Annotated in this window: 22 protein-coding genes; 14 read left to right on the forward strand and 8 right to left on the reverse strand. The window is 56.1% G+C overall.

What is annotated here, in order from left to right; translation table 11 throughout:
• Position 1: 1 nt before the first annotated feature.
• On the reverse strand, positions 2 to 889 hold the full coding sequence (locus tag ACTRW9_RS07615) for a P-loop NTPase (RefSeq protein WP_442425626.1): 888 nt from the start codon (positions 887 to 889) through the stop codon (positions 2 to 4).
• Between the two features lie 355 nt (positions 890 to 1,244).
• Between ACTRW9_RS07615 and truA the strand changes: the two genes are divergently transcribed.
• From truA to ACTRW9_RS07660, 9 genes are all read left to right on the forward strand, one after another.
• Positions 1,245 to 2,021, forward strand: coding sequence for a tRNA pseudouridine(38-40) synthase TruA (truA, locus tag ACTRW9_RS07620; protein WP_442428879.1), 777 nt, complete (start codon positions 1,245 to 1,247; stop codon positions 2,019 to 2,021).
• A 68-nt stretch (positions 2,022 to 2,089) separates the two neighbouring features.
• On the forward strand, positions 2,090 to 3,181 hold the full coding sequence (leuB, locus tag ACTRW9_RS07625; protein WP_442428880.1) for a 3-isopropylmalate dehydrogenase: 1,092 nt from the start codon (positions 2,090 to 2,092) through the stop codon (positions 3,179 to 3,181).
• On the forward strand, positions 3,181 to 4,191 hold the full coding sequence (locus ACTRW9_RS07630) for an aspartate-semialdehyde dehydrogenase (protein ID WP_442428881.1): 1,011 nt from the start codon (positions 3,181 to 3,183) through the stop codon (positions 4,189 to 4,191). The genes leuB and ACTRW9_RS07630 overlap by 1 nt, the downstream gene beginning before the upstream one ends.
• 133 nt (positions 4,192 to 4,324) lie before the next feature.
• Positions 4,325 to 6,616, forward strand: a complete 2,292-nt coding sequence (locus ACTRW9_RS07635; RefSeq protein ID WP_442428882.1) for a hypothetical protein — start codon at positions 4,325 to 4,327, stop codon at positions 6,614 to 6,616.
• 131 nt (positions 6,617 to 6,747) lie between these two features.
• Positions 6,748 to 7,605, forward strand: coding sequence for an S-methyl-5'-thioadenosine phosphorylase (mtnP, locus tag ACTRW9_RS07640; RefSeq protein ID WP_442428883.1), 858 nt, complete (start codon positions 6,748 to 6,750; stop codon positions 7,603 to 7,605).
• Positions 7,602 to 8,891 carry a glutamate-1-semialdehyde 2,1-aminomutase gene (hemL, locus tag ACTRW9_RS07645; protein ID WP_442428884.1) on the forward strand — a complete coding sequence of 430 codons (1,290 nt, stop codon included), beginning with the start codon at positions 7,602 to 7,604 and terminating at the stop codon, positions 8,889 to 8,891. The genes mtnP and hemL overlap by 4 nt, the downstream gene beginning before the upstream one ends.
• 44 nt (positions 8,892 to 8,935) lie before the next feature.
• Positions 8,936 to 10,225 (forward strand): phosphopyruvate hydratase, encoded by a 1,290-nt coding sequence (eno, locus tag ACTRW9_RS07650; protein WP_442428885.1) that lies wholly within the window; start codon positions 8,936 to 8,938, stop codon positions 10,223 to 10,225.
• 6 nt (positions 10,226 to 10,231) lie between these two features.
• Positions 10,232 to 10,546, forward strand: coding sequence for an FtsB family cell division protein (locus ACTRW9_RS07655; protein ID WP_442428886.1), 315 nt, complete (start codon positions 10,232 to 10,234; stop codon positions 10,544 to 10,546).
• 492 nt (positions 10,547 to 11,038) lie between these two features.
• Positions 11,039 to 11,323 carry an integration host factor subunit alpha gene (locus ACTRW9_RS07660; protein ID WP_442425617.1) on the forward strand — a complete coding sequence of 95 codons (285 nt, stop codon included), beginning with the start codon at positions 11,039 to 11,041 and terminating at the stop codon, positions 11,321 to 11,323.
• Positions 11,324 to 11,341: 18 nt separating this feature from the next.
• Here the strand turns inward: ACTRW9_RS07660 and queA are convergent, their stop codons facing one another.
• On the reverse strand, positions 11,342 to 12,382 hold the full coding sequence (queA, locus tag ACTRW9_RS07665; RefSeq protein ID WP_442428887.1) for a tRNA preQ1(34) S-adenosylmethionine ribosyltransferase-isomerase QueA: 1,041 nt from the start codon (positions 12,380 to 12,382) through the stop codon (positions 11,342 to 11,344).
• A 137-nt stretch (positions 12,383 to 12,519) separates the two neighbouring features.
• Here queA and ACTRW9_RS07670 point away from each other — a divergent pair, with 137 nt between their 5' ends.
• Together ACTRW9_RS07670 and ACTRW9_RS07675 are read left to right on the forward strand one after the other, a co-directional pair.
• Positions 12,520 to 13,332, forward strand: coding sequence for a cytochrome c family protein (locus tag ACTRW9_RS07670; RefSeq protein WP_442428888.1), 813 nt, complete (start codon positions 12,520 to 12,522; stop codon positions 13,330 to 13,332).
• 95 nt (positions 13,333 to 13,427) lie between these two features.
• Positions 13,428 to 14,810 (forward strand): nucleotide sugar dehydrogenase, encoded by a 1,383-nt coding sequence (locus ACTRW9_RS07675; RefSeq protein ID WP_442428889.1) that lies wholly within the window; start codon positions 13,428 to 13,430, stop codon positions 14,808 to 14,810.
• A 27-nt stretch (positions 14,811 to 14,837) separates the two neighbouring features.
• Here ACTRW9_RS07675 and ACTRW9_RS07680 read toward each other — a convergent pair whose 3' ends face one another.
• From ACTRW9_RS07680 to ACTRW9_RS07705, 6 genes are read right to left on the reverse strand one after another with little or no spacing between them, the layout of a single operon-like run.
• A complete protein-coding gene (locus ACTRW9_RS07680) occupies positions 14,838 to 15,104 on the reverse strand; it encodes a hypothetical protein (protein ID WP_442425613.1) in 267 nt (88 codons plus the stop codon).
• A 15-nt stretch (positions 15,105 to 15,119) separates the two neighbouring features.
• Positions 15,120 to 15,503: a RidA family protein gene (locus ACTRW9_RS07685; protein WP_442428890.1), complete on the reverse strand. Its 384-nt coding sequence runs from the start codon at positions 15,501 to 15,503 to the stop codon at positions 15,120 to 15,122.
• A gap of 32 nt (positions 15,504 to 15,535) precedes the next feature.
• Positions 15,536 to 16,288, reverse strand: a complete 753-nt coding sequence (gene recO, locus ACTRW9_RS07690; RefSeq protein ID WP_442425611.1) for a DNA repair protein RecO — start codon at positions 16,286 to 16,288, stop codon at positions 15,536 to 15,538.
• The gene (locus ACTRW9_RS07695; protein ID WP_442428891.1) at positions 16,275 to 16,823 is read right to left on the reverse strand and encodes a methylated-DNA--[protein]-cysteine S-methyltransferase; all 549 of its coding nucleotides are present in this window, start codon (positions 16,821 to 16,823) and stop codon (positions 16,275 to 16,277) included. Before ACTRW9_RS07695 ends, recO begins: the two co-directional genes overlap by 14 nt.
• Positions 16,824 to 16,874: 51 nt before the next feature.
• Positions 16,875 to 18,149 (reverse strand): TRAP transporter large permease, encoded by a 1,275-nt coding sequence (locus ACTRW9_RS07700; RefSeq protein WP_442428892.1) that lies wholly within the window; start codon positions 18,147 to 18,149, stop codon positions 16,875 to 16,877.
• Positions 18,146 to 18,637 (reverse strand): TRAP transporter small permease, encoded by a 492-nt coding sequence (locus ACTRW9_RS07705; RefSeq protein WP_442428893.1) that lies wholly within the window; start codon positions 18,635 to 18,637, stop codon positions 18,146 to 18,148. The genes ACTRW9_RS07700 and ACTRW9_RS07705 overlap by 4 nt, the downstream gene beginning before the upstream one ends.
• Before the next feature lie 168 nt (positions 18,638 to 18,805).
• On the opposite strand from ACTRW9_RS07705, the gene ACTRW9_RS07710 reads away from it, so the two are divergent.
• From ACTRW9_RS07710 to sppA, 3 genes are read left to right on the forward strand one after another with little or no spacing between them, the layout of a single operon-like run.
• The gene (locus ACTRW9_RS07710) at positions 18,806 to 19,603 is read left to right on the forward strand and encodes a formylglycine-generating enzyme family protein (RefSeq protein ID WP_442428894.1); all 798 of its coding nucleotides are present in this window, start codon (positions 18,806 to 18,808) and stop codon (positions 19,601 to 19,603) included.
• A gap of 26 nt (positions 19,604 to 19,629) precedes the next feature.
• Positions 19,630 to 20,556: a hypothetical protein gene (locus ACTRW9_RS07715; RefSeq protein WP_442428895.1), complete on the forward strand. Its 927-nt coding sequence runs from the start codon at positions 19,630 to 19,632 to the stop codon at positions 20,554 to 20,556.
• Positions 20,549 to 21,541 (forward strand): signal peptide peptidase SppA, encoded by a 993-nt coding sequence (gene sppA, locus ACTRW9_RS07720; RefSeq protein WP_442428896.1) that lies wholly within the window; start codon positions 20,549 to 20,551, stop codon positions 21,539 to 21,541. Before ACTRW9_RS07715 ends, sppA begins: the two co-directional genes overlap by 8 nt.

Genomic DNA, 21,541 nt, shown 5'->3' on the forward strand with positions numbered 1-21,541 from the left:
TTTATTTCGATTGAATGAATTTCTCGATGCCATCGACGACGGCGCCGAGCGCTTTGCCGGTGATCGAATCGGGGTACTCGGTAACAAACAGTTTGTTTTTCCCGGACTCCTTCGATACCCGGCTGTCAAAGGGGACCCGGCCCAGGAAGGGGATGCCCTTCGTTTTGGCCAACTCCTCGACGTTTTGCCCCTCGAACAGGGAGCCTTCCTCGTTGCAATGCGGGCACACGTAGGTGGCCATGTTTTCCACCAGCCCGATGATCGGTACTTTCAGTTTTGAGTTCTTGGTGATCGATTTCGACACGATGTGCTGGGAGATGGGGGAGGGGATGGTGATCTCCACAACGCCCGCCAGTTCCGGAATCAGGTCGCGGATGTTGTCGATACGGTCGCTGCCCGGAGGCATGTCGATCAATAGATAATCCAGTTCGCCCCAGATGGTGTCACGCAACAGTTCCTGCAGGGCGGTCGACTCCATGGTGCTCACCCAGACGGCGCTGGCTTTTTCGTCTTCCGTCCACATGACGGGAGCATCGGCGCTTGGCAACAGCATGTCCATGGACATGATCTTGATACCCAGCGCACCCTCGCCGGGATGCACGCCTTCTTCCTCGACTTTCAACTTGGCGTCGTTGGGCACGCCCAGGAGTTTGGCGACACTGGGGCCGTTGAGGTCCGCGTCCAGAATCCCCACCTTGTGCCCGCGCTGGGCGAGGCACGCCGCCACGTTGGCGGTGATGGAGCTTTTTCCGACACCCCCCTTGCCGCTCATCAGGCAAACCTTGTGCTTTATTTTATCCATCCTGGCGCGCAGTTTCTGCTGTTGGCTGACCACCTGTTCCACAATGTTGGAACCGCCGTCAGAAGCCAGGTCGTTGTACGTTTTCATCCTGAAACTCCTTTGATTTGAATCGATTCGAGTATCTGGCTGTTGCGTCCGATGGCCCCTATCTTATAGAATTTGCCCCCGATTGGAAAGAATTAGTTTCCCCTCGGAATTTCAGCCTTTTGCCCTCTTGCGGGGCCGTAATGAGGGACTATATTAGTGATGTGAGAAATGGTCCAATCCATCGGGAGGGTCAAGAGGAGCCATGAGTCCACCGCGCCAGACAGCCGACACCAATCATTTGTGATCCACTCATGATCCACGTATAAACGTGGACGCTTCGATAATTCGGAGCTCTTAAGGATAAAAATCGCGACGGTCCGAGACTGTCGCGATTTTTTTCATGTAATATCCCCCCATGCGCCGCATCAAACTCCTCCTCGAATACGAAGGCAGCCAGTACCACGGCTGGCAGTTTCAGCCGAACGGGATCACCATCCAGGAAGTGCTGGAGAAACGGCTGGAGACCATCACCGGCAGGAAAACCCCGGTGGTCGGTTCCGGGCGCACCGATTCCGGCGTGCATGCGGAAGGGCAGGTAGCGCATTTCAACACCATCTCGAAGATGACCCCGCGCCAGTTCCTGAAAGCCCTCAACAGTCTTTTGCCGCACGACATTGTGGTGAAAGCGGTTGAAGAGGTGGATTCGGGGTTTCACGCGCGCAAATCCGCCACACGCAAGATCTACCGCTACACCCTGCTCAATCGGGACTATCCCTCCGCCCTGCGTTGCAAACAGGCTCATTACGTCGCCCAGCCGCTGAAAATCGTCGCCATGCGCAATGCCGCGCGGCACCTGGTGGGCAAACACGATTTCAAATCGTTCCAGGGGGCGGGGTGCGAGGCCAAAAGCACGGTGCGCGAGGTCTTTGACCTCACCGTCAGAAAACGCGGTGACTGGATCGAGTTCTCTGTCGATGGCAATGGTTTCTTGAAACACATGGTGCGTAATCTCGTCGGTACATTGATCGAGGTGGGCTACGGGCGCATCGAACCCGACGCCATTCTGGAGATTCTGAAAGCGCGGGACCGCAGACAGGCCGGCCCCACCGCCCCGGCACGCGGACTCTGCCTGGTCGAGGTGTTTTATGACAAACCGAAAGCCAGGCGTCGCACGGCATCTAAAAAAAAGTGATCGGCTTTCGGCACTGGCGGGTTTTCGGGTATAATGCTCCGTTTCATTTTTGAAAGGTGGCGACAGGTATGAGTCAGGAATACACGATTGCGGTTCTGCCGGGCGATGGCATCGGCCCCGAAGTGATTGCCGAAGCGGTGAAGGTCCTCCGGGTGGTGGAGACGCGCCTCGGCCTCAAATTGAATTTGAACGAAAAGCCCGTTGGCGGCGCGGGATACGAGGCGACCGGACACCCCCTTCCGGGCGATACCCTGCAGGCGGCGAAGGAAGCCGATGCGGTTCTGTTGGGGGCGGTGGGCGGTCCGAAGTGGGAGACCATCGATTTTTCCCTGCGGCCTGAACGGGCTCTGCTGGGACTGCGCTCTGAACTGCAACTGTTTGCCAACCTGCGGCCGGCCAAGGTGTTCCGCGCGCTCACCCAGGCTTCGACGCTCAAGCCGGAAGTGGTGGAAGGGCTCGATATCCTCGTGGTGCGGGAACTCACCGGCGGCATTTATTTCGGCGAGCCACGCGGCGTGGTGGCGCTTCAGGGAGGCGAGCGGCGCGGCACGAACACGCTGGTCTACACGGAAAGCGAAATCGTCCGCATCGCCAAGGTCGCCTTCGACGTCGCCCTCAAGCGCAACAAGAAAGTCTGTTCCGTGGACAAGGCCAATGTGCTGGAAGCCACCGGCCTGTGGCGCGAGGTGGTGACCGGTGTTCACGAAAAAGAATACAGCGAGGTCGAGTTGTCGCACATGTACGTGGACAACGCCGCCATGCAACTGGTGCGGAATCCCAAGCAGTTCGACGTCATTGTCACCACCAATATGTTCGGCGATATCTTGAGCGACGAGGCCAGCATGCTCACCGGCTCCATCGGCATGTTGCCGTCGGCCAGCCTCGGCGGCAAGACGGCGATGTACGAACCGATTCACGGCAGCGCCCCGGACATCGCCGGAAAAGACATGGCCAACCCGCTCGCGACCATCCTGTCGGTGGGCATGATGTTCAAGTATTCGCTCGACCGCGAAGACGTCAACACCGCACTCGAAAACGTGGTTGAATCGATTCTGGAAGAGGGGTACCGTACGAAAGACATCATGTCGAGCGGCATGAAGGAAGTGGGTTGCAAGGCGATGGGCGACCTCGTCGTGCAGGCTCTGGAGAAGAAACTGTAATGCAGAAAAAAGATTCATACAATGTCGCGGTGGTGGGCGCCACGGGAGCCGTGGGCCGCACCATGATCGCCACCCTGGAGGAACGCAAGTTCCCGGTGGCGGAACTGCGCCTGCTGGCGTCGAGCCGTTCGGCGGGAAGCGAACTGCCGTTTCACGGCAAACCCGTCACCGTGCAGGAGTTGAAGGACGACTCGTTCGCGGGCATCGATATCGCGCTGTTTTCGGCGGGTGCCTCGACCAGCCGGCAGTTCGGGCCGAAGGCGGTGGAGGCGGGGTGCGTCGTCATTGATAACAGCAGTGCGTTCCGCATGGAACCGGGCATTCCGCTGGTGGTGCCGGAGGTGAACCCCGATGCAATCCAGAGCGGGCCGGGCATCATTGCCAATCCCAACTGCTCGACCATCCAGATGGTGATGGCCTTGAAACCCCTGCACGACCGATTCCGTGTACGACGGGTCATTGTCTCGACCTACCAGTCGGTGTCGGGTTCGGGGCAGAAGGCCATCGACGAGTTGACCCACCAGAGCAAAAACGCGCTCAACTGCGAACCCCTGGTGAAGAACGTCTATCCGCACCAGATCGCGTTCAACTGCCTGCCGCACATCGACACGTTTCTCGACAACGGCTACACCAAGGAAGAGATGAAGATGGTCAACGAGACCCGCAAGATCATGGGTGACGACAGCATCCAGGTCACGCCGACCACGGTCAGGGTGCCGGTGATGTACTCGCATTCGGAGTCGGTGTACGTCGAGACCGATGAACAGATCGAGGTCGCCGAGGTGCGCCGCGTGCTGTCCGCCTTTCCGGGCGTCAGCGTGGTCGATGCTCCCGAGAAAAACGAATATCCGCTGGCCATCGACGCCGCCGGGCGTGACGAGGTGATGGTGGGACGCATCCGCAAGGACCTCGCCAACCCGAAAGCCCTCAACCTGTGGGTGGTGTCCGACAACCTGAGAAAAGGCGCGGCGCTGAACGCTGTGCAGATTGCGGAAGCCCTGATTCGCTGACCCTCCCCCTCGCCATGGCAGGCTCACTTTTTCCTCCTGGACCCTTCCCGGCCTTTACAAATCTCCAAAAATAATTAAAATACATATACTTACGAATTGCCGGCTCCCGGCCGGCACCTCGGAGATTTGACCGATGCCGGACCATTCAGCCGAAGATTCCCCGCGCGATCCGAACGTCCGCGGTTCCGAGTGGCGCCCCGCCGACTCCGCGGAACTTTCGCGACTGCTCCAGACGGCGGCGCAGGAACGCAAAAACCTGCAACTCCTGCTCGACTACTTCGAGAACAACGTCGGCAAACTCTCCGATACGAAACAGTATTTCGAAAAATTCAGTCAATTCCTCCCCGATACATTCAAAAAACTCGACACCCTGCAAAAACGCCTGAAAGAGATGCAGGCGCTGGAGGGGTCGATCGGCAAATTCGAGTCCACCGCCTCCACGCTTGAGGTCCAGTTCAAGGAACTCAAACAGGATCTCAAGAACGTGCGCGCCTTGCACGACGAAGTGGAGCAGAAAACCAAGTCCCTCAGCCAGCAGAAACGCACCGCCGAGAAGGCCAATGAAGAATCCGGACGGCTGAACGCGCTGGTGTGGGATATGGAAAGCAAGATCACCAAGCTGAAAGAAGACAGCGGGAAACTGCGCGATGCGGAGAAACGCGTTGCCAAAATAGAGTCCCTGCTGAACAAGGCGGGCGGGCAGGTGGAGGAAGTAACGCGCTTCCGCACGACAATGAAGGAGTCGTCCGACCGCGTCGGCGATCTCAAATCCCTGGTCAGAGACTTGGACCACCGTTTCGCTACGGTCAAAAAGGACCGCGAAGTGGTGGGCAGTTACCTGCGCAGCCTGGGAGATGTGAAGCAGCATTTGAGCCAGGCTAAACTTCAAACCGACAAGGTGCTTGCGCAACGGGAACAGGTCAAAACCGTGCAGGAGACGGTGGACCGCCTGTTGAAAGAGACCAGTGACCTTCATGTCGAAGCCGACCGAATCAGCGAGAAAACCGACCGCATTCGTGAAGTCGGCGCGCGCATGGAAGAGCTGGAGACGATGGCCGACAAGGTCAAAACCCAGCTGGTGCAACTTCACGAGGACAAGGCTGAAGTTCACAAGCTGGAGGAGAAGATCGGTTCGCTCCAGACCCTGCTCGAATCCACCATTCAAAACAAGCTCGAAACCCTGCAAGCCGAAGCGGGGAAGCTCGACACCTTTGCCGAGAACCTCAAATCATTCGAGGACACGGCGCAGGAAACCGAACGGCGGATTGAACGCTTCCGCGAGGAGTTGAAAGGGGCGGCATCCATTGAATCCACCTTTACCAGGAATAAAGAACTGGGCGAGGAGGCGGCGAAACGGCTGGAGAGCATTCTCGAAAAACGCGACTGGTTGAACGAGGTTGAAAAACGGGTGAACGGTCTTTCCGCCATGATTCACAACATGGAGGAAAAGCTCGAGGACCAGCTCCAGCGCAAGGGGTTGATCGAAAAACTGGAGAAAAAGATCGATGGCCTCGAATTCTTTATTGAAGAGGCCAACGTCAAAACCGGCAGTCTCAATCGTCAGATCGGCCAACTGGAGGAAATGGAAGGGCGGCTGGCACGTTTGAAAGAACTGGCCGACGGCATTGAGTCGCGCATCGAGCACGCCAGCCGGGAGAAGGCCGAATGGGAGGAGCGGGAGAAACGCCTCAGCCACCTCGTGTACACCATGACGACGCTGGAGAAAGATTTGCAGAAGCGGGTGAAGGAAGTCGATGCGTCGCAGGCGCAGGTGGAGAAGATGGATGCGTTGAAAGCCGGACTCGATGCCGCTCTCGCTGATCTCGATTCCAGGCAGTCTGCCATCGATGAACGGCAGAAAGCCGTTGCCGCCACGGATGAGAAGCTGGACGCCATCGACCGCATTTTAAAAGATCTTCAACGGCGTCAGGCAACGCTTGAAGAAAAGGAAGCGCATGTTGCCCGTGCGGAGAAACAGTCGCGTCATTTGGAAGACAAGCTCGCGGAGTTGGAAACGCGGGCGGAATCGGTGGCGGGTCAGGTGTCGAAAGTGCGCGAGGTGCAGGAAAACCTGGCGCAACTGGAAGGCCGCATTGCGGAGATTCAATCCGAACGCGAACGTCTTGACTCGGAAAGGCAAAATCTGGATGATGCCCTTTCTCAGGTCAATGATCTGACCCGGGCGGCGAGCGAGAGCCGCGAACAGGTGGAAGCTTTCGAAAACCGGCTTCGCGAATTCGAGTCGCTGGAAAAGCGTCTGGGCGAACTGCATGTTCTGTCCGGTGACATCACGGCGAAAATCGAAAATCTCAAGCAGGAGTCCGGTCTTCTTGATGCCACAGATGACCGCATCTCCGAACTCAGGTTTCTACTTCAAAAGGCGGAGCGCGTTTCGAACAATTTGAAAGAGGACACCGAGGAGTGATCCGGGCCCTTGATATGCAAACAGGGGAGGGGGCCCGGGTCATTTCCTCTTTAACTTCCGCGTCCGCCCTGCTACAACATTCGTTTTCATTGGAACCGTAACCTTCCCATTCCAGTTAGAAAGGACAATCGATGGCGGCAGATATTCTCGGCGTGATCGGCGGCAGCGGCCTGTACAACATGAAGGACCTCAAGGTGGAAAAGGAAGTCGCCGTGGACACGCCTTACGGTGCGCCTTCGGATCCAGTAGTGATCGGGGAGCTTGCGGGAACGAAACTCGCATTCCTGCCGCGCCATGGCGTCGGCCACCGCATCACTCCATCTGAGATCAATTACCGGGCCAACATCTTCGCCATGAAAAAACTCGGCGTCGAGCGCATTGTGTCGGTCAGCGCTGTGGGAAGCATGAAAGAAGAGATCGCTCCCGGGCACATCGTTCTTCCCGACCAGTTCATCGACCGCACCCATCGGCGCATCGGTACCTTTTTTACCGACGGCATCGTCGGCCATGTGAGCCTTGCGGACCCCATCTGTGACGACATGCATGGCAAAGTGCTGGAAGCCAGTCAAAAAGCGGGTGCGGTGGTGCATCCGGGCGGCACCTACGTTTGCATCGAGGGTCCGCAGTTTTCGACGCGGGCCGAGTCGAACGTGTACCGCAGCTGGGGCGTGGAAGTGATCGGCATGACCAATGTCACCGAAGCGAAGCTGGCACGCGAGGCGGGCATTTGTTATGTTACCATTGCCCTCGCCACGGACTACGACTGCTGGCACATTGAAGAGGAGCCGGTGACGTTGGAACAGGTGCTGGAGATCATGCACAACAACGTCGAACTGGCGCAGACCATCCTCAAGGAAGTGGTGGGGCTACCCGTTCTTGAACGCCAATGCGAATGCGGTGATGCGGCGAAAAAGGCCATCGTCACCGATCCTGCTAAAATTCCCGATCAACGCAAACGAGACCTCGAAACCCTGTTTGGAAAGCTATGAACCGCAAGAAATCCGAATCCCTGTTTGAGTCAGCACAGCAAGTCATCCCCGGCGGCGTCAACAGCCCTGTCAGGGCATTCAAGGCCGTCGGCGGCCATCCCCTGTTCATCCAGAAAGCCAATGGGTCTCGTCTGTGGGACGTGGACGGCAATGAGTTCATCGACTACAACGCGTCGTGGGGGCCGCTCATCTTCGGGCACGCACACCCACGGATCGTCGATGCCGTGAAACGCGCCGCGGAGAACGGCACCAGCTTCGGCGCGCCGACGGAACTGGAAATCGAGATGGCGAAAAAGGTCATCGACTGCGTGCCTTCGATTGAGCGCGTGCGCATGGTGAGTTCGGGTACCGAGGCGACGATGAGCGCCATCCGCCTGGCGCGCGGCTACACCAGGCGCGACAAGATCGTCAAATTCGAGGGCAACTTTCACGGTCACGGCGACAGCCTGCTGGTCAAATCCGGTTCCGGCCTGATGTCGCTGGGCATCCCGGACTGCCCTGGCGTCATCGAGGACCTGGCGAAAAACACATTGACCCTGCCTTACAACAACGGCGATGCTGTGACCGAACTGTTCGACAGGATGGGTAGCGAGATCGCCTGCCTGATCGTCGAGCCCATAGCCGGCAACATGGGGGTCGTTCCGCCAAAGGAAGGGTTTCTGCAAACGCTCCGCGACGTCACCAGCAAACATGGCGCGCTGCTGATCTTCGACGAGGTCATCAGCGGGTTCCGCGTCGGTTTGGGCGGGGCGCAGGAAGTGTACGGCATCACGCCGGACCTCACCACCCTGGGCAAGATCATTGGCGGTGGACTGCCCGTGGGCGCCTATGGCGGCAAGAAGGAGTACATGGACCACATCGCGCCGGTGGGATCGGTTTACCAGGCAGGCACGCTCTCCGGCAACCCCCTTGCAATGGCGGCGGGGCTGGAGATGCTGAACCTGCTCTCGGGCAAGGGAGTGTACGAGGATCTGGAGGCGAAAAGCCAACGCCTGTGCGGGGGCTTCCGCAAGAATGCGGAGGAAGCGGGTGTGCCCGCGTTCTTCACCCGGGTGGGCTCGATGTTCTCCATGTTTTTTACCGATAAAGAGGTCGTGGATTTCGAAACCGTGTCCACCTGCGACCTCGAATTTTTCAAACGTTATTTCAACGCAATGCTGGAGTCGGGCATTTACATTGCCTGTTCTCAGTTCGAGGCGGGATTCATGTCCGCCGTGCATACGGAAGAGGAAATCGATCGGACGATCGAAGCCAACCGCGACGCCCTGAACAAGGCGAAGGGTTGATTTCCATACACGCTGAATGAGTTGAGGGGATCAAGAGGAGAATCATGAGCGAAATCGTTGGTATTCAGGCAAGACAGATTCTGGATTCTCGGGGCAACCCGACGGTGGAAGTGGATGTGTTTCTGGAAGAAGGGCTGATGGGCCGCGCCGCGGTGCCCTCCGGCGCGTCTACCGGATCGCGCGAGGCACTGGAGTTGCGCGATGGCGACAAGAAAACTTATATGGGCAAGGGAGTGCAGAAGGCGGTCAAGAACATCAACGCCAAGATCGCGCCGGAACTGGTGGGCATCGAGGTGACGGAACAGAGGTTGATCGACCGCATCATGATCGAGATGGACGGCACCGCCAACAAGGGCAAGCTGGGAGCGAATGCCATTCTCGGTGTGTCTCTTGCGGTGGCGCATGCGGCGGCGAACGATCTCGACATTCCCCTGTTCAGCTACATTGGCGGAAGCAACGCGTGCGAGCTGCCGGTACCGATGATGAACGTACTGAACGGCGGAGCGCATGCCGACAACAACGTCGATATCCAGGAATTCATGATCATGCCCGTCGGCGCGAACAGCTTTCACCAGGCCCTGCAGATGGGAACCGAGGTGTTTCACCACCTGAAAGCCGTGCTCAAGAAGAAAAAGTACAACACCGCCGTGGGCGACGAAGGGGGTTTTGCGCCCAACCTCAAGTCCAATGCCGAGGCCATCGAGGTGCTTCTGGCCGCGATCAAGAGCGCCGGATACAAGGAAGGCAAGGACATCCTTCTGGCGCTCGACGTGGCGGCAAGCGAACTCTACAAGAATAAAAAATACGTTCTGCAGGCGGAGAAGAAACCCAAACTCACCTCCGACGAAATGGTCGATTACCTGGCAAAACTGGTGAAGAAGTACCCGATCGTCAGCATCGAAGACGGTCTTGCCGAAAACGACTGGAAAGGATGGGAGAAGCTCACCAGGAAAGTGGGTGACACCACGCAATTGGTGGGTGACGACCTGTTTGTTACCAACACCAAAATCCTGAAGAAGGGCATTCAGGAAGGCGTGTGCAATTCGATTCTCATCAAGGTGAACCAGATCGGGACGCTGACCGAAACGCTGGAAGCCGTGGAGATGGCCAAACGGGCCGGGTACACCGCGGTCATTTCACATCGTTCCGGTGAGACGGAGGACACCACCATCGCCGACATTTCGGTGGGCGTCAACTCCGGCCAGATCAAGACAGGGTCCCTGTGTCGTACCGACCGTGTGGCGAAGTATAATCAATTGTTGCGCATCGAGGACATGCTTGGCCCAGCGGCCGTGTTCAAGGGCCGCGAGGTGTTCTATAACCTGGGAATGTAATTTGCCATGGCCATCAAAACGAAACCGCTCAATAAAATTCAGGCTACGATCGGGCTCAGTCTTTTGCTGTTTGCCATTATGGTCGGGGTCGCGGTATTCAGTGACGATGGAGTGATGACCGTATTTAATTTCAATGACGACCTGGAAAAACTGAAGCAGGGAAATGCCTCCCTGGTTCAGGAAAACAAAGCATTGCAGAAGGAAATCGAAGCCCTCAAAAAGGACCCGCTGGCGGTTGAGCGGGTCGCCCGCGAAAAATTAAATCTGGTTCGCCCCGGAGAAACTGTTTACCAGATTGTACCCCACCCCGATAAATCCTGAATTCATGCGGCAGCAGTTTTCTTAACGATTGATTTCAAACCATTTATAACAGATTTGATACCTCGCGTAAGCTTAAGTAATTTATTGGAAAATAGTCATAAATAGTTGGTTTTAAATGGTATTTTTTGTATCAGCTTGGCGCTTTTGGTATAGGATTTCGTTTCTGCAAAGTTTGAGCCAAACCGGTTTCGGAATTAGTGTAATAACCTATTGATTATTTTGAAATAAATGGTAAAGTAGATTCATTCCTCTTTGGGTAACGAGTAGATTCAAGAGTCAGGGTGTCCGTGTCGATAGGACAGTACATCAAGTTCGATCGAGGCTTGGTTGGCAGATCTGGCACCTTGGCGGGTCCTCCCGGTGTGGCTGCACCGGTGGAGGTGGATTTGCAGGATACCCAATGATGCATAGCCATGAGGGGCGGAAAACAGGTGAAAATGCCTGATAAATAGGCTTATATCATTTTCATTTTCGTGAACTGAAGGAGGGAGCATGACCAAGCAAGATATTATCAACCATGTATCTCAGGAAGCGAGCCTGTCCCGGGCCAAAGCTGAAGAAGCGGTGGAAACCGTAATCAAGCTTATTAAGGAATCTTTGGGGCAGGGTGAACCTGTGATCTTGCGGCGTTTTGGAACCTTCCAGGTCAAGGCCAAGACCAAGCGCATGGGGCGCAATCCCAAAACCGGTGAGGAAGCTGAAATTTCCGCCCGTAAAGTGGTTCGTTTCAAGTCCGGGAAGCACTTCAAGCAGGCTGTCAACAGTCAGGAAAGTTGACTGGCGACTGCAGTCGTGTCACAGAATCAGCATGGCGTCCCCGTAACTGAAAAAACGGTACTTTCTCGTTATGGCTTCCCTGTACGCCTGATCCATCAGGGGTTTTCCGGCAAAGGCGCAGACCAGTAAAAACAGGGTGGAACGGGGCAGGTGGAAGTTCGTAAGCAACCGGTCCACGTTGCGAAAGGTTTGGCCGGGATATAAAAACCGATTCGTCCAGCCTTCCACGTCCTTTTCTGTGGCTGTATCGAAATTGACCGATTCCAGTACGCGAGTGCTGGTTGTACCTACCGCGAAAACGGGCCGTCCCTCGGCTCTCGCCTGGTGAATTTGGTTCCAGGTGGACGCGGGGATCCGGTAAAACTCCTCCTTCATTTGATGGTCCACAACCTTGTTTGTCCTCAGGGGCTGGAATGTGCCCGGGCCCACATGAAGAGTTAGAAAACTCAGTTCCGCTTTTTTTTTCAATAAATTCATCAACTCAGGCGTGAAATGCAGGCCGGCGGTGGGTGCGGCAATCGCCCCTGCCTCTTCGGCAAACACAGTCTGGTAACGTTCCCGGTCCAGGGAATCCATTTTCTCCCCCAGTTCCCCCGAGCGCTTGATGTAGTGCGGAAGGGGCATCCTGCCTTTCTGGTTCAGAGTGGCTTGCAATAGTTCTTCACTGGAAAATCGCACCCGGGCCATTGCCTCCTCCACCCCCTCAAACACGGCACTCAATTCATTTCCAAACCGGAACGTCTGGCCGGGCTTGAGCCTGGACAGTCCACGTGTCAGAACAAGCCATGAGCCGGATTCCACCTTGCGGGCCAGAAGCCACTCCACCGGCTTGCCGTTATCGGTTCGGTGTCCTTCCAGTTTGGCCGGGAGCACGCGGGTGTTGTTGAAAACCAGCAGGGGACGGTCAGTCAGAAATTCCGTGATGTGCGGGAACATCCTGTGCTCAATTTTTCCAGTGATGCGGTCCACCACCATAAGGCGGGAAGCATCCCTTTCTTCAGTGGGGGTCTGCGCGATCAATTCGTCCGGCAGGTGAAAATCGAAATCAGATATATCCATGAAATCTATTGTATTATCAGATTTTTGATCGTTTGGGGGCAGGAAATTCGTATTGACCTGACTGGGCGTTTATTATATCCTGCGCGGACGTTTAAATGGAGTGCTAACCGAAACTGCCAAACATCAGGGTGACAACAATGGCTAATGTTTTTAAATCGTTCGGATATCTATTTCTGACCTTATGCCTTTTTCTGGGTTATTCCGACACGGCCGACGCCGCCAAGAAAAAGGTCCCCAAGCGACCTAAATTCGTGGGTGCCACGAAGTGCGATGGTAGCTGCCACGATCCCTATTACCAGGCTTGGAAGAATTCACCCCATGGAAAAACATTTGATTTGCTGAAGCCGGGCAACGCCGCCGATGCCAAGAAAAGAGACGGCCTTGATCCGGAAAAAGACTACACGGCCGATCCGGCTTGTCTATTCTGTCACACTACCGGCTACCGTCAGCGTGGTGGATTCATACCCCCCGGAACGAAATTCAAAGGCCGAGATGTTAGCACCCGAATCGACCCGACCGAGCCCAATCTGGAGCAAGTGGGTTGCGAGATGTGCCACTCTGTTGCCGGTGGTTCTCAATTCCGCGTTGTGATGAAAAACACCAAGGGTGATTTCAAGAAAGCGGAAACTGAGAAGTATGGCCTCCGCTGGGATTACAAGAACGTGTGCAACCGCTGCCATGGCCACAAGCAGAATCCGCATAAGGGCGACAAGGTCGATCTGGAAGCGGCTCTGGCCAACGTTCATCCCTTCTCCAAGTTCATCACCGAAGATAACGCCGACCAGAACATCGTGAAGGACGGCAAGGTGAAAGACCGGGCGAAGGAAAAAGGTCCCTCAGAAGAAAAAGGCATCGTCATCGAAAACTGGAAGATTCACAAAGGCAAACTGCGCTTCCTGAAAGGCGGACGGGCCTTCAATTACAAGAAGGGCAAAATTTACTATAAATAATCATTTGGCGAATTTCGCCGTTATACTATCAGGGAGTGCCGGTTCGGCAACGAACCGGCCTCCCTTTTTTTTATGTCCAACGGTGGGAGTCTGCTATGGGGGATTTCGTCAAAAAAATCGTGTGCATCGGGGCCGGGTATGTGGGAGGGCCGACCATGGCCGTCATCGCTCATCACTGTCCGGATTACAAGGTGACAGTGGTGGACATTTCACAGGAAAAAATAGCCCTGTGGAACTCGGACCAATTGCCCATTTACGAACCCGGCCTGTATGACCGCGTCGTCCAATGCCGGGGACGCAATTTGTTTTTCTCGACCGAGGTCGATAAGGAAATCGGCGAGGCCGATATCATCTTCGTCACCGTCAACACACCGACCAAGACCTACGGTGAAGGAGCCGGCCGGGCGGTGGATTTGCAGTTCATCGAGCAGACCGCGCGACGCATCAAGGAAAACTCCAGGTCCGACAAAATCGTCGTTGAAAAAAGCACCATCCCCGTTCGGGCTGCGGAGACGCTCAGACGAATCCTGCATTCCGGTGACAACGGTGTCCATTTCGAGATCCTGTCCAACCCGGAGTTCATGGCTGAAGGCACCGCCATTCGTGACATGGAGGAACCCGATCGTATCCTGATCGGGTCCATGGACACCCCCGCAGGCCGGGAGGCGCGGGACGAGCTCACCCGAATTTACAGACACTGGGTGCCCAATGAACGTGTCCTCACCACCAATTTATGGAGCAGTGAGCTGTCGAAACTGGTGGCCAACGCGTTCCTCGCCCAGCGTATTTCGTCAATCAACAGCATCTCCGCCCTGTGCGAACAGACGGAAGCGGATGTGACGCAGGTGGGTCATGCCATCGGCATGGACACGCGCATCGGGGCCAAGTTTCTAAATGCCGGAATCGGTTTCGGCGGGTCCTGCTTCCGTAAGGACCTGCTCAACCTCATTTACCTGTGCGAGCACTACGGCCTGCATCCGGTGGCCGAGTTCTGGCAGAAGGTTGTCGACATCAACGATTTCCAGATGCAGAGGTTTGTGCAGCGGATTGTCAACGCCATGTTCAATTCCATCGTCGGCAAGAAAATCGCCATCTTCGGATTTGCCTTCAAGCCGGACACAGGCGATACCCGGGATGCGCCGGCCATTCATATCTGCCGTGCGTTGCTCGAGGAGCGGGCCTGGCTCAGTATCACCGATCCGCATGCCCTTCCCAATGCTAAAAAAGATCTGGAGGGCATCCCGGGTGAAATCGATTACCTGGACGATCCCTACCTGGCGGTGAAAGGCGCCCATGCCATTGCCCTGCTGACGGAATGGAACGAGTACCGGAATCTGGATTACAGGAAAATCTACGACCTTATGGAAAAACCCGCATTTATTTTCGATGGGCGAAATCACCTCGACCACGATGCCCTGTTCGATATCGGGTTCAACGTGTACGGTGTCGGCAAACCGGCAAGGGAGCACTTTGATTGAGTTGACAGGGGGAACCGGGTGGGGAACTCACCCGGCCTTGTCCGGCGTGTGGCAGAAGGTGCAGTCTTCCATTCTTCGGTGTGGCATGATGGGGATGTTGCTTGCCTGCCCGGTGTGGCAGTTCAGGCACTGGGCGGCCTTGGCCTGGGGATCGTGAAAATCCCGTTTACTCAAGTGCGGAGCCGAGTCCAGCAACATATAAACGAATGTTCCGGCAATGATCGCTCCCAGCACGGCCATGGCCTTGTAAAAGTTGATCTGGCCCTTCAATTCCTGCTTCTTTTTTTTTGCCATTGAATTGAATCTCTTTCAACCTGCCTGGGCAATCACATCGATTTCCACCTTCGCTCCTTTGGGCAACGCCGCAACCTGCACACAGGCCCGCGCGGGTTTCCCGGTCGCAAAGTATTTTTCGTACACACCGTTCATGCGGGCGAAGTGGTTCATGTCGGCGAGATAGACGTTCGCCTTCACCACATCCTCGAACCCCAGTCCCGCAGCTTTCAGAATGGCGCCAATGTTTTCCAGGGTCCGTTCCGTTTCCTCTTCAATTTCTCCGGACAGGAACTCGCCCGACTTCGGGTCGAGCGCAATCTGGCCGGAGGTGAACACAAACTGCCCTGCGCGGATGGCCTGCTGGTACGGGCCGATGGCGGCCGGGGCGTCCTCGGTGTGAATGGCTTGTTTTTCCATGGTCCTCGCTTTCGGTTTCAGGGTGTGCGGAATCAAACCGCCATTTTCTTTATAAAGGGATAGGATTTCAACTCCCTTCCCAGCCGCGCCAGAATGAGGCGGTGGGTGATGGACTCGATCTCCGCCTCGCTTCCTTTGGGAATTTTCAATCGATCGGTGTGCTGGATATCCAAGGTCAGGAGCTTCCGCAGGTAATTGAGGGTGCCGTTCTGGATCCGGGCCTCCAGCACCGTCTGATCCTGGCAAACCGCGCACAGAATGCCGTGCCGTGTGTAGCTGAATCCCACCCAGCGGGATCGCGGCTCCTCCCGGCATTGAATGCACCGCTTCAGACGCGGGGTGTATCCCGCCAGCGCCATGATTCGCATTTCGTACAGGCGGCATAACGTTTCCAGGTCGCCTTCGCCTTCCACCTTGCGCAGGGCCTTGCACAGCAGGTCGAAGGTTGGAATTTCCGGATGCGCCTCCGCCACGAGGCTCTCCGACAACTCGATGAAGTAAATGCCGGTGTAAAACTTCTGAGGGTGCTCCCGCACTTTCTGGAAGGAGTGCACGATATCACACTGGTTGAGGCGGTAGAGGTCCTGATGCTCCTTACCAAAATAGATGAGCGACAGGTGAGTCATCGGTTCCAGGCACGCACCGAATCGGCTTTTGATGCGCCGGGCCGCCTTGGCGACGACCTTCACCTTGCCATACTCCCGCGTGAACAGGGTGACGATCTTGTCGGCGTCGCCCAGGTTCATGCTGCGCAGGACAACGGCCTGCGTTCTATACAGCGGCATGGGTGTGTGTTTCCAGGTCCAAAAGAAATTCCTTGATATGCAGACCCCCGGTGTAGCCGCCCAGTCCTCCGTCGGCATGGATCACACGGTGGCAGGGAATGATGACGGGTACAGGATTTTTACCGTTGGCGTTGCCCACGGCGCGGCTGGCATTCGGGTTATCGAGTTTTTCCGCCAGCCAACCGTAGCTGCGGGTCTCCCCAAATGGAATGCTCAAAAGCCGCTTCCACACTTTTCGTTGAAACGGCGTGCCGCAGGAAATATCCAGGTCACAGTCGAACTCCGTGATCTCTCCTTTAAAGTAGCCTTCCAATTGATCCAATACGGGCTTCAACCGTCTGGAATCAGCAACCGGACGGGCAATGTACACGTCTTCCAGATAGCTTACAAACTGACGTTCACTTTTCTGTGCCGTGCGGATGTTGCACACGCCTTCATGGGTCGAGGCAATGCCAAGAATACCGATCGGGCTGTCCATCGTCGCATAAAAAAGGAAATCGGTTTCGAGGCGTTGATGTTTTCGAATGGGTTGCATGGTGGAGTGTCCTTTTCGCACTAGGTGACCGACGGAGGCCATTGTAACACGCTAGCTTCCGAACAGGTTGGGCAGGAACAGGCTGAGCAGGGGAAAATACGTGACCGCCATCAGGCCCATCAGGCGAAGACCGAGGAACGGCAGGGTGGCCTTGTACAGGCGCACCACGGGCTCCTCAAAGCGGGAACTGGCGATGAACAGGTTGAGCCCCACCGGCGGGGTGGAATAGCCGATTTCCAGATTGACCAGAAAAATGACCCCCAGGTGCACCATGTCGACGCCGAAGTTCTGTGCGATGGGCACGATCAGCGGCACCACCACAATGATGGCGGAAAAGATGTCCATCATGCACCCGACGATCAAAAGAAACAGGTTGAGTACAATGAGGAAGGTCAACTGGTCGTCGATGTAATCCTTCATGAAGCCCAGCAGTTGCATGGGCACCTGCTCATCAACCAGGTAGCTGGTGAAGCCCATCGCCGTGCCCAGGATGATGAGGATGGCTCCCACCAGCACCATGCTTTTTTTCATGATCTCAGGCATGCCGCGGATGGGGTGGATGTCCCGGTACACGAAACATTCGACCACCACCACGTACACCACCGTCACCGCCGCGGCTTCCGTCACGGTGAAGATGCCCCCGTAGATACCGTACAACACGAGAAAGGGGAGGGGGATTTCCCACGCCGCCTCGCGCACCGCACTTTTCGTCTCCTTCCAGTTGAAGGCGGTTCTTTCGATTCCAAACCGTTTGCTCTGCGCCATGCTGTACACGGCAAGGATGATGATCATCAGCACACCCGGCACCACACCCGCCAGAAACAACTGGTCGATGTTCACCTTCGCAACCAGGCCGTACAGGATGAGCGGCAAAGAAGGAGGGAACAGCAGGCCCAGGCTTCCCGACGAGGTCATCAACCCGAGCGAAAAATTTTTACCGTACATTTCCTTGAGCATGAGCGGGTACAACAGGCCGCCCAGCGCAATGATGGTGACCCCCGATGCGCCGGTGAACGCGGTGAAAAAGGCGCAGGCCACCAGCACCACCCACGGCAGTCCTCCCGGCACGCCACCCAGAAGCGCCTGCGTGAGCCGGGTCAACCTCTGCGGAGTGCGGCTTTCGGCGAGGATGAATCCGGCGAAGGTGAACAGCGGAATGGCGAGCAGGGTCGGCGCGCTTGCGACCCGGTAGAGCTCGATGAATACCGCCGCCGAATCGATTTCCGCAAAATGGAACGACAGCAGGGCCGCGAGGCCGATCACCGCGTAAAGCGGTGTCCCCAGCAGCGTCAACAGCAGAATGGCGGCAATAATCAGGAGGGTCATTCGGCTGGCGTCCGGAAATGAGCGATTTCGTTCAGCACCCGCAGAGCCAGGCGGAGTGAGATGAGAGCAAAACTGAAAGGCAAAATGGTTTGGAACAGCCACACGGGTATTTCCAAAAACAGCGTCGAGCCGCCTTCTTTTTCAAATATCATGAAATCCCACGCGGCCAGCGCGAGAAAGGCACTGATGACGGCGGTCACCAGATCCACGCCGATGCGGTTGATCCTCTTCCAGAATTCGTTCAGGAAATAGGGCAGAAAATCGATGGCAATGTGTTTGCGCTCGCGAACCGCGAGCGAAGCGCCCAGAAACCCCACCCACAGCACCAGTTGCCGAAGCAGGGTGTCCCCCCACAAAATCCCGCTTCCCATTACATTCCGCAGGACCACCTGTCCGAAGGAAAGCAGGACCATGAGGGTCAGCAGAAGGATCAGTACAGCGGTCTCGGCGCGGGCGAGGAGATCATCGAATTGGCGGACGGTTCGCATGTCAGATGGTCAGGGACAGGGGTAGAATGCCGGTTTCGGTCCGCCTGGGAGAAGGGCTTTAGTTTCCCGGGAGCGAACCGGTACAGTTATGTATAATAAAGGCTTTGCTCTACCGGCTCAATCATTTAATAGAGTTCTCGCGAGAATTGGTAACAGGGGTATTTGAGGATGCACCGCATTTTTTTCAGCCTGATCGCCTGGGTGTTCATCGGATTACCGGTCCCCGGGTCCGGATTCGCAGGAGAGGAAACTGCGTCGGACATGGTCCTCTTCCCCGCCGGGGAGTTCTGGATGGGCCGTGAGCCGGGCAAGGGGCTGAAGGATGAAACGCCGCGACACAAGGTATACCTCGATGCCTTTTGGCTGGACCGGTTCGAGGTGACGGGAGGCGATTTTGCGGCGTACCTGGAGGAGCATCCGGAAGAGCACCCGACCATCACCGGTTGGTGGGGACGCGAACCGCGCCCCGACATGGTCGACAAGCCCGTGATCGGCCTCACCTGGCAGCGGTGCCGCAATTACTGCCGCTGGCGAGGCAAACGCCTGCCGACGGAGGCGGAATGGGAACGCGCCGCTGCCGGGCTGGAAGGGCGCACCTATCCGTGGGGCGAAGTGCCGCCCACTCCGGAGAGGGCCAATTTCGGCAAATGCTGTTTCATTCACAAAGGCGAAGTCCTTCACGAAGTGGGTGCCCTGAAGGCTGGGCAGACCCCGGAGGGGGTCCACGACATGGCGGGTAATATTGCCGAATGGGTGTACGATTGGTATGATAAATCCTACTATTCGGCCGGCGATGACAACAACCCTCGCGGCCCGGAATCGGGGACGTATCATGTCATCCGTGGGGGTGCCTGGAACAGCCTTCCCGACTACATGAGGTCGTCCCGCCGGTACGGGTTCGATGACGCCAAGGACTTTTACGGAATCGGTTGTCGTTGCGCCCGGTCGGCTTCGCCAAACCCCTGAGTGATCAAATTCGGTGTGAAATTCCTATGGATAATGTGGACGAAAAAATCGACACGCTGATGCGTGACAAGCTGGTTTCCCTGATGCAGGAAAATACGATCCGCATCAAGAATATCAACATCAAATACACAACCAGCAACAAGAAGCACACCATCGAGCGCTGGCGTACGTTTTACGACAGCTTCGACAAGATGTTTCGCCTCATGCCGCGGGAACTCGTCCGCGTGGAAAAAGAAGTGCGTTCGAAGTTCGTCAAGCCCATGGAACCGGAACGCAAGCTCCGCCTGCTCAGTTACATCAATTCCGAAGCCGACCTGCTGTTCGATAAGCTGGAGAAAGAATGCCGGCAGGAATTCAAAAAGCTGGGGGAAGAGGCGGAGTTTGAAGAGCGCCTGGAAAAAACCCGGGCCAAGTTCACTGATAACCTGGAGACGCAACTCCAGAAATGCATGGAGGCTCTGGAAACAGAAACTTCCGCCTCCGGAAAGCTTCCCATTTCCGAGTTGTGTAGAATGTATGATCTGAGTGAGGGTTTTCTTCACGAACTGAATCTGATTGATCCCTTGCAGAAAATCCAGTTGCGCTTGAAAGAAGCAGGGTCAGATCCGGAGCTTCAATCCCGGATTGAAGATGTGAAGGAAGCGTTGAAACGCATCGCACACAGCCTGCAGAGCGGTGGCCCTAAAAACATCGACTCCGCAAGCGCGCGCAAGGGACACAAAATGGTGGTGGCGCGGGAAACCATGGCACTTCGCGACCTCGTAATCAATACCAACTACCTGCTGGAATACGCTCTGGTTCGGGATGAGTATTTGAATTCCGAGTTGGCCAAAAAACTATACAGGAAAGTGGAATCGTTTTTTGATACGGGCCGCCAGGAATGGAAACCGGAGGCTGCCTGTTTCAAAGCCGTGTACGATTACACTCTTGTGAGAGGACAACATCATGCCTGATACGGGTAACGGCTATCGAATCCGTAGTATTTTGAGAACAGGGCTCGCCTTGATCTTGGCCCTGTTTTTTACCGGATGCACGGTATTCGAGATTCACCTCATCCCTCCGCCATCCCCGCTCAAGGAGAAGGTGCTATCCGGAGAGGGCCGAACGAAAGTGTTGCTGGTCGAGGTCAGCGGGGTCATTTCCAACCAGAGGGTCTCCAGCGTGCTGTCTCCACGGGAGGAAGAGGGCATGGTGGCACGGATCCGGGAAGCCCTCGACAAGGCGGAGAAAGACAACGACGTCCGGGCCATCCTCCTCAGCATCAACAGTCCCGGCGGCACGGTTACCTCCAGCGACATCCTGTATCACGAGATCAAGGCGTTCAAGGAAAAGAACAATGTCAAGGTATACGCCCAGGTGATGGACCTCGCGGCATCCGGAGGGTACTACGTGGCCCAGGCTGCGGACACCATCATTGCCCATCCGACCTCGATCACCGGGAGCATCGGTGTCATCACACTAAAAATGAACCTGAAGGGCTTGATGGAGAAAGTGGGCGTCGACTTTGAGGTGGTCAAGTCTGGTGACAAGAAGGATTTCCTGTCGCCGTTTCGTCCGCTTACGGAGGAAGAACGTAAACTGTTTCAGGCCGCGATCGACGACATGCACGATCGTTTCGTTGAAGTGATCACCAAAAGCCGGCGTCACCTCACTGAAGCCCAGGTACGGAAACTCGCCGACGGGCGTGTGTTCACCGCACGCCAGGCACTGGATGCAAAGCTGATCGATCATGTCGGTTACCTCGACGACACGCGCAAGCTCATTCAAAAGGATCTGGCCCTGCGGGATTTTCAACTGGTTACCTACCACCGCGCCGGCGAGTACAAGAATAATGTGTATTCCCTGATTCAGGCGCCATCGATCAATATGGTGAACTTCGATCTCAATTTTCTTCCCAAAAGCCCGGAGCCGCAGTTTTTGTATTTATGGATTCCCTGA

The organism is Nitrospina sp. 32_T5, from assembly GCF_052156635.1.
In the GTDB taxonomy this organism is placed as follows: Bacteria; Nitrospinota; Nitrospinia; order Nitrospinales; family Nitrospinaceae; genus Nitrospina.